This window comes from Streptomyces chiangmaiensis (genome assembly GCF_036281785.1).
Taxonomy (GTDB): domain Bacteria; phylum Actinomycetota; class Actinomycetes; order Streptomycetales; family Streptomycetaceae; genus Streptomyces; species Streptomyces chiangmaiensis.
The window spans coordinates 1-8,436 of the sequence record NZ_JAYWVC010000283.1; the positions used below are offsets into that span (position 1 = coordinate 1).

The 8,436-nt window shown below is 70.6% G+C and carries 6 protein-coding genes; 4 read left to right on the forward strand and 2 right to left on the reverse strand.

The window, feature by feature from the left end; translation table 11 throughout:
* The first annotated feature begins 299 nt into the window (after positions 1 to 299).
* The 3 genes from VXC91_RS39925 to VXC91_RS39935 all read left to right on the forward strand — a co-directional run bounded on the left by VXC91_RS39925 (position 300) and on the right by VXC91_RS39935 (position 2,001).
* Positions 300 to 587 (forward strand): SHOCT domain-containing protein, encoded by a 288-nt coding sequence (locus tag VXC91_RS39925; protein ID WP_329512256.1) that lies wholly within the window; start codon positions 300 to 302, stop codon positions 585 to 587.
* Positions 584 to 1,195: a sulfocyanin-like copper-binding protein gene (locus tag VXC91_RS39930; RefSeq protein WP_329512257.1), complete on the forward strand. Its 612-nt coding sequence runs from the start codon at positions 584 to 586 to the stop codon at positions 1,193 to 1,195. Before VXC91_RS39925 ends, VXC91_RS39930 begins: the two co-directional genes overlap by 4 nt.
* 512 nt (positions 1,196 to 1,707) lie before the next feature.
* Complete coding sequence (locus VXC91_RS39935; protein ID WP_329512258.1) at positions 1,708 to 2,001, forward strand: DUF1918 domain-containing protein; 294 nt, start codon at positions 1,708 to 1,710, stop codon at positions 1,999 to 2,001.
* A gap of 103 nt (positions 2,002 to 2,104) precedes the next feature.
* Here the strand turns inward: VXC91_RS39935 and VXC91_RS39940 are convergent, their stop codons facing one another.
* Positions 2,105 to 6,760, reverse strand: coding sequence for a cation-translocating P-type ATPase (locus VXC91_RS39940; protein WP_329512259.1), 4,656 nt, complete (start codon positions 6,758 to 6,760; stop codon positions 2,105 to 2,107).
* A gap of 542 nt (positions 6,761 to 7,302) precedes the next feature.
* Positions 7,303 to 8,133, reverse strand: a complete 831-nt coding sequence (locus VXC91_RS39945) for an SAM-dependent methyltransferase (protein WP_329512260.1) — start codon at positions 8,131 to 8,133, stop codon at positions 7,303 to 7,305.
* Between the two features lie 92 nt (positions 8,134 to 8,225).
* Here VXC91_RS39945 and VXC91_RS39950 point away from each other — a divergent pair.
* Positions 8,226 to 8,436, forward strand: a 211-nt coding sequence (locus VXC91_RS39950) for a hypothetical protein (protein ID WP_329512261.1), incomplete at its 3' end; no start/stop codon positions are given.

Below are 8,436 nucleotides of genomic sequence, written 5' to 3' on the forward strand. Positions count from 1 at the left end.
GGAGTCGGTCCCTGACCAGCAAGTCGGTCGGGGTCGATCGCTTCTCTGATCACTGCGGCTACCCGCCGCTTCGGGGACGGCCCGTCGCGGCCTCCGCAGCCCAGCGCCCCTCGTTCTGGCACGCTTGTGCTCAATCGGGCGCGACTGGCGGCGCAACGGACAGCCGACACGTCTTCGGGGACGTTTGCTGGGCAGGGCGGTTGTTGGGCCGTCCGGCCCCCTCGCGAGGAAGTATGGCCCCACTCCGCCGATGACTCCGCTGGCCATCCTGGAATCCACAGAGCCACCAGCCGAGGGAAGTGATCGGCATAATGTGGTACGACGGCGGATGGGGCTGGGGCGGCTGGTTCGCCATGACGGTGTTCATGGTGCTGCTCTGGACTCTGATCATCGCCGGAGTCATCGCACTCGTGCGCTACCTGACCGGAACCCATCATCACCAGAAGTACGGCTCCCCTCGGGCTTCCGGCGAACCCCGAGAGGGAAGCCGACGGGCCGAGGACCTGCTCGCCGAGCGGTTCGCCCGCGGGGAAATCGACGAGGACGAGTACAAACACCGTCTCACGCTGCTGCGGGAGCACTGGTGAGTACGAACCGCCGCCGAGGGATGCGGCTGGCTATCGCCGTGACAGCCGCCGCGCTGGTACTGGGCGTCGCCACGACGGCATTCCTCGCCGCCACCGGCGCATTCCGCACCACGGCACCCCCGTCCTGGAGGGTGCAGGGCGCGCGATGCGGTGCACCCGCGCTGGCGGGCCGCGTGGTGGATGTGACCATGGACGACATGGGACGCATGATGGGCGGTCCAAACGGACCCACCCCCATGGGCGACCGTCCCGGCCGGCACAGCATGGGCATGATGCGCCTGGTAGCCCACCCGACAACGGTTCCGGCCGGGAAGGTGACACTGCGGGTGGTCAACGCGGGCTCACTCACGCATGAGGTGATGGTGCTGCCGCTGCCGGCGGGCCAGACCGCAGGAGAACGCGCCGTCGACACCAACGGGCGAGTGTCCGAGACAGGCAGTGTCGCCGAAGCCTCGCGCACCTGCGGCGCGGGCACCGGGGACGGCATCGCGCCCCATGCGACAGGCTGGACCACGACGACGCTGGAGCCCGGCCGGTACGAGTTGGTGTGCAACTTCCCCGGCCACTACGCCGCCGGCATGTACACCGAGCTCGACGCCAGGCGGTAGCTGCAGCAGGTCCTGCGCCGCGACGGGCAGCCGGACGTGATCGGGCTGCAGGACGAGGCCCCTCCGAGTGGGGCTTGACCGCTGCTGCGCGCCGTCATCGCAATGGTCGCCGGTCGGGCGCGCCCGACCGGTGGAAGTACGCGCGGGCACGCCTCGCCCACGACATCGCCGCCCTTCCCCCCTCGGCCCGCCGGATCCACGGTCCCAAGCCCCCGCAGCCGGTCAGATCCCGGGCGCTGAAGGACCTGACATCACGAGTGTGCGAAGAGAGATCGAAAGGCAGTTCTTCACGGAACGCCTCGGGGCTTCTGAGAGCCGTCGGCAGGCCGATCCCAGCCCCTCATCCCCGCGACGGTAGCGGTACCGGAAGACGGCGTATGGGCCCACGCAGTGAGCGGCGGGCCGATGGTCCCCGGCCCGGGGACCATCGGCCCCTGCAAAACCCGCATGGACGGGCTTTGCATGAAACGACCGAAGGGTCTTCCGTCACCGCGTCGAGGAGGCGAGACGACATGAGCGCACCCGCCCCGGCCGAGAAGGGCCATCGGACGACGGACATGCCCCCTGCCGAGGCCACGGGCCACGGCATGCGAGCCCACGTCGGGGACGAGATCGTCGTTCGTGGAACCGCCCCCGGCGTCATCGCCCGAGAAGGCGAGGTCGTCGGCGTCCACCACCCGGACGGCAGCCCCCCGTACGACGTGCGCTGGGCGGACACCGACCGGGTGACGCTGTACTTCCCCGGGCCCGACGCGTACATCAAGCACCTCGCACCTACCCCGACACCCGATGGACACGGTTCATGACAGCGCGGCCAACCTGCAGGCGAACTGCGGGAGACGACAGTGGCACGCCCTCCGGGCCCAGGCCCTCACCCAGAACGCGGAAGCGAGAAATCGTCCGGTGAGGTCACCCGACTGTCTCGGTGGGATCGGGCCCCCGCTGCCCCCCTATCGTGCCGATTCGCCGGCCATCGGCATGCCCAGGACGCGCGAAGCGGCCGTGAGCGGTGAGGAACTGCCAGGCAGCAGGCACCAGGACCGGGGTGGCTGCCGCTGTCAGGCCGATCGCCCAGCCCGCTGGGCCGATCGGCCGACTGCCGAAAAAGAGGCTGAGGCCGGGGACGGCGACCACCAGAACGAGGACCGCAAGGGATCCGACGGCGGCAAGGGCGACCACCGGATCGCGGCCCGCGTCGGCGAGCGTCTGGAGGAGCTGGGAGGCGATGAGAGCGACCAGAGAGACGGTGTCGGCTCGAGCCCGCGTGCCGGTGGCCCGGGCGACGATCCAGGCGCTGCCCGCGGCGAGCGCGGTGAGGGACGCGCGCAGGCGGATGTGCCGTGTGAGGGCCGTGCCCAGGGAGGCCTCGGGGCCCTCGGCGAGCAGATGCTCGGCTCTGCCCGCGGGAGGTCGGGCTGCGATGGCCATGGCCGGAAGCATGTCCGTGAGGAGGTTGACGAGGAGCAGCTGACGTGCGTTGAGCGCGCTCCGTCCGGTGAGCAGGGTGCTCGCCAGGACGAAGGCGATCTCCCCGAGGTTGCCGCCGAGCAGGATTCCCAGCGCCTTGCGGACGGAGGACCACATGGCCCGGCCTTCCACGATGGCGTCGACGATGGTCTCGATGCGGTCGTCGGTGACCACCACGTCGGCCGCGGTGCGCGCCGCAGGAGTCGCCCGCGAGCCGATGGCGATTCCGACGTCGGCGAGTCGGATGGCCGGGGCGTCGTTGGCGCCGTCGCCGGTCACGGCCACGACCCGGCCAAGACGCTGGAACGCCTCGACGATGCGTACCTTGTGCGTGGGGGTGACGCGGGCGAAGACCGAGATCCCCGGCAACGCCTCGGCGAAGGCGGCATCGTCGAGGGCGTCCAGTTCCGTCCCGGTCATCATCCGCAGCCCCTGGTCCGGCTGCAGTTTTCCGGCGATCGCGGCGGCGGTGCTGGGGTGGTCTCCGGTGAGCATGACGATCCGCACTCCGGCCTGGGCCAGACGGCGGACACTTTCGGCGGCGGTGGGCCGGACTGGGTCCGCCAGCCCTAGCAGGCCCAGCAGGCACAGCTGTGCGACGTCCCCGTCGTCGAGGGCCGGTTGGCCGCCTTCGATGTGCTCCGGCCAGGTGCGTTCGGCGACCACCAGCACGCGCAGGCCCTGCCGTGCCATACGGTCGATGTGCTGGTCGATCGCGTCCCGTAGTCCCGGGGTGAACGGCGCGGTGGACTCGTTCCGCCGGACCTGTCGGCAGCGGGCCAGGACGACTTCGGGCGCCCCCTTGACCACCAGTCGTGTCTGTCCTTCGGACCGGCCCAGCACGGCGTGATATCCGCGCCCAGGTTCGAACGGCAGCTCTGCCAGCCGCTGCCAGCCGTCCGCCGCTTCCGGACTCGCCGGGACCGGGCCGGCGCCGGCACGCTCGGCCCCGGCCGCGATGGCACGGTCCGTGGGGTGAGTGAGCGTCGAAGCTGGGCCGGTCGGACCCGCGAGGGCCGCCGTGGCGACGACTCGACGCAGCCGCGGGCTGAGCGCGTCGAGCGGACGTCGTTCGAGGCCGTCGGACACCTGCTGAAGGCTGATCCTTCCTTCGGTGAGCGTGCCGGTCTTGTCGAAGCACAGCACGTCGGTGCGGCCCAGCGCCTCGATGGTGGGGGCGCTGCGCACCAGGGTGTTGCGGGTGGACAACCGACGGGCCGCGGCCAACTCCGCGACGGTGGCGACGAAGGGCAGCCCTTCGGGTACGGCAGCGACACACAGGCTGACCGCCGCACCCAGGGCTGTGCCGAGATGGCGTCCCCGGGCGAGATCGAAGAGGAACAGCGCGACGCCTGAAACGATGGACAGGGGCAGGAACCAGCGGCCCAGAGTGTTCAGGCGGTGTTCCACCCCGCTGTCCGGGCGCCTGCCCGCCGGGGCCGCCTGGGCGGCGCTGCCGGCCTCGGTGGCGGTGCCGGTGGCGACGACCACCGCGAGAGCCCCGCCGGCCGCCACCGTGGTGCCCTGGTACAGCATGGAACGCCGGTCCGCGACAGCTTGGGCCGCAGTCGGCGTGGGAGTCTTCAGAACGAGTTGGGATTCTCCGGTGAGGCTGGACTCGTCCACCTCCAGGGCCGTCGCTTCGAGTACACGGCAGTCGGCCGGAACCGTGTCACCGGCGCGCAGCTCGATGACATCACCGATCACCAAGTGGCCGGCAGGTGTCACGGTGGCGCCTGGCCGTCCCGCTCTGCGTAGCCGTACCCGGGCAGAGGTCGCCTCGACCAGCCGCTCGGCCGCGCGGTCCGCGCCCACATGCTGGGCTCCCCCCACAAGCGCGTCGACGGCGAGTACCCCGCCAATGAGCACCGCGTCCAGTACGGAGCCGAGTGCCGCCGAGATACCGCCGCCGATCGCGAGGATGGGCGTGAGCGGATTGGCCAATTCCTCCGCCACCCTGGCGCCCAGGCTGACGGCGCCGGTCGGCCGCTCGTGACCGTCGAACCGGCGGCGCCGTGCGGCCTCGGCATGGTCGAGCCCCCGGGGTGACGTGCCGAGCCGGGCGAGGACCTGACGCACCGTCATGGCATGCCAGGGCGTCCGCTCCACGGCAGCCGGGGCCGGACGGGTGCGCAGCGCCCACCCCGCCCAGGCACCGGCCCCGATCGCGGCGATGGCCGTGCCGTCGGTCACGAGGCTCGCACGCGCCCAGGCGTTGCGACGGGGAACGGCCAGCGCTGCCCCCGCGCCCGCAAGGGAGCCGATCGCTTCCATGCGGAGGCAGAGCCGGCTCAGACGGCGGGCCTCCGGCAGAGCGGTCAGCAGCAGATGCGCCACATCGGGGGGTGCGGCCACGTCGGCGTCCCACGGCACCCGGCGCATACTGCGGGTCACACCGATGCCAAGATCGGCCTGTACCAGGCCGCGGCGGGCGCGGGTGGTGACCACGGCGACGCCGTGGCCCTCGTCCTGCAGGGAACGGATCAGTGCGGATGTACGGGTGCCGCCGATGGGAACCGCCTCGTCCAGTCCGAAGCGGCGGTGCAGGCCCGTCGGGCCCCCCGCGAGCACCACTTGGCCGCATCCGCGTGCGGCCTGCACCAAGTGGTCAGCGAGCGGCTGCAATTGCGGCACCAGACCAGCGACCGCGACAGGTCGGCCCTCTCGGACGACGAACAGCACTTTCGCGCCCTGCTCGGCCCACTCCCGGGCTACGGCGGCTGTCTCCTCGGGCAGTGCCGCTTCCATGCGGGGGTGCTCGGCAAGGGATCGCAGCGCCCACCCGCCCCCTTCCCACGGCTGTGAGGGCCCGGTGTCGTCGATCAGCTCGTGGATCACGGCGTGGATCTCGTCCAGGTCCGGACCGGCCGGCTGGGTCCCGCCAGGCGTCTGCCCTGGTGTCTGTCTTGGGGGATGGGCGCTGACCGGCCCGTTGCCGTTCGTGCCCTGCACGTCCCCGGGCTGAACGTCGGGCGGCGTCAGCGGCACCACCGCGCCGACCGTCCACGTACCCGTGGCCAGCACACGAGTGTCGAGGACCACGGTGTCGATGCGATCAAGCCGACGCAGGGCCTCCGGTCGCAGTACGAGGGCCCCCCGGCTGGAGATGGCCCTCCCCACCGTGGCGGCGAAAACCTCGTGGCCGGACCAGGCGCCTTTGGGCGTACCCGCGATCATCACGGCCAGCGCCTGGTCATGGTTGCGGGTCCGGGCCCCCGTGAGGCCATAACCCGCCAGGGCTGCCGGCACGACCGCACGCGCGTACCGCCCAGTCGGCCCTGGGGACAACGTCCTCGGCCGCTCATGGGCCGGAGCGGCATCGTGGCGGTACGCCCCGTCGAGCCCGCCCATCCGCAGCGCCCAGTCTTGCCAGGCTCGGTGCCGGGCCTCGGCCTCCGCGTACCGGGCAGTGGCCAGGAGACCGGACACGACAGGGCCGAGCGGGCGGAACGTCAGCGTCGTGGTGATCAGATTCGCGGTCGCCCAGCAGGTTTCGGCGGCCGCCGCACCGAGCTTGCGGCGGGCGGCATCGCGGAGCCACGGAGTGGCCTCCGCGAGCTGGAGCAGGGCCGGTAAGGCCGGTGGCAGACCGGGGATCCGGGCGATCCGACCCATCACCGCCACACCGAACGCCACGAGGCTGCCGGCGACCTGCATCGCGGCACCGACCTGGGTCTCGACGCCGCCGGGGAATCCGACAGGGCGCGCGATCCGAACAGCGTCAGCGCCACCCCTTCCCACACCCCCCGCGCGGGCCGTCTCCGAGGCGGCGGCCTCGGCTTCCGCAACAAGACGTACGAGGGAGTCCAGGTCAATTCCGATGGGTTCGCAGCCGACGAACACGCACCCGAGGGTCCCGTTCACCTCCGCCCGGCCCACTCCGGGTACATCAGCCAGGCGAGCCTCCAGCTCGCGCGCAACTTGAGTCGTCCCCCGTCGTCCCACGTGTCGGACCTCGATCTGCACACCGCCGGAAACCTGCCAGGTGCGACGCTCCCACGGCGTCAGCAGCCGCCCGAGCGTCGAGAGCACTGCGGGCACAGCGGTGACCGCCCCCGCGGCACTCCGGACCGTTCCGGAAAGCAGTGCTGGGATCACACGGCCTCCACCATCGGTGGTTTCCCCTTCCCACAAGTATGTGGCCGTCCCACCAGCCCCGTCCTGGGCAAGCCCAGGTGGCTGTGCGCCATCGGTATGCCGGTACACCCTCTTCCAGCACAACGGACTCGCCGCGGGACAGCTGGGCGGATGCACTGTCGAGCAAGGCCGCATAGAGCCTGGCGGTCCACTCGGCGTCGGCTCCCTGGGTCCTCACAGCGGTGCGGCGTTCGGTCGCGACCATGGTCGGGGCCGTGGTCAGGGTGACCACAGCCCCGACCATGGCACACCTGGTCGGTAGTGCACCCCGCCGGGGACGAAATCGTTCGGCGATGACGCAGAGTGCCTGCGGGGCTCCGTACATGTGTGGACTGGCCGAGTTGCTACGTGCCCACGCCGCTTCCGCTCCCTGACTGCATGTCAGAGGGTGATCGTTTATTGCCTGGCTCAACACCTCCGGAATTGCCTGGCTCAACACCTCAGTGGCAGTTGCCGAAAGCGGTTCGTCCGGCAGTTTTCGACCTGGCCCCTCGCCACGTCGGCTAGCCAGGCTTCCGGGCCAGCCCGGCGGCGATGAGACGCTCCCAGACGGTGAGCTCCCGTTCGCCACTGTTGTGCCACGGGCTGTCACCCACGTCAGGACGCCACAGGGGCGCGGGGACGATCCCGGGGTCGAGGATCTCCAGGCCGTCCAGCAGGGATTCGATCTCCTCGTCGGTGCGCCACCGGCCCCGCCCGAAAGTCTGCTGGAGGACTCCCTCGGCCTCCGCTGTCTCCGGGTTGTTGCCGGAACGGAAGTGACTGACAAAAAAGTAGCTCCCGGCGGGCACGTGGTCGCGCCAGTAGCGGACGATTCCAGCTGGGTCTTCCTCGTCGTTGACGTGGTGGAGGATGGCGCTGAACATGACGGCGACGGGGCGATCGAAGTCGATCAGTTCCAGGGTGTCCGGGTGGGTACGGACGTCTTCGGGCTTGCGTACATCGGCCGCAACGACCCGAGTCCGGTCGTTCTCCTCCAACAGCGCACGGCCGTGAACCAGCACCTGGGGGTCGATGTCGACGTACACGACCCGAGACTCCGGAGCGTGACGTTGCGCGACCTGGTGGACGTTGTCGGCGGTCGGAAGACCACTGCCCAAATCGATGAACTGCCGCACGTCGGTGGTCGTCGCGATCTCCCCGACCGCCCGGGTCAGGGCCGCCCGGTTGGCGAAGGCGATTGCCACCGAACCAGGAAGGTCACGTTTGAATACGTCGCCGATCTCCCGGTCCACTGCGTAGTTGTCCTTGCCGCCGAGCAGGTAGTCGTAGACGCGGGCGATACTCGGCTTGGTGGCGTCGATAGAGGAGCCTTCATCCGTCATGGCGACCATCCTTCCCCGCCAGGTCGCCTGCTGACCATCACTTGGAATCCTTGAGCGAACACATCTCGAGGTCGCATCAGGTCCGGGGCCACCGCCCAGTGATGGTGTGCTTCGAGCGCTCCACCATCGACGTTCGGCTGCGGCAGGAGGCCGCCGACGCCGAACTGATCGGCTTTGCGGGTGCCGACACCTCTTCCGCCCAGGTCACAGCCTTGATTGGTGATCTCCCACAGAGCTGCCCGCCGCCCCGCCGTGGGCGCACCGGAGCCTTCGCACCGGCGGCCGGCCCGTGCGAAGGCTCCGAAGACAAAG

What these genes read in the sequence shown, in the direction of transcription:
- VXC91_RS39945 (WP_329512260.1), bottom strand. Translation starts at nt 8,133, where the DNA reads ATGGTCGCCATGACGGATGAAGGCTCCTCTATCGACGCCACCAAGCCG.
- VXC91_RS39935 (WP_329512258.1), top strand. Translation starts at nt 1,708, where the DNA reads ATGAGCGCACCCGCCCCGGCCGAGAAGGGCCATCGGACGACGGACATG.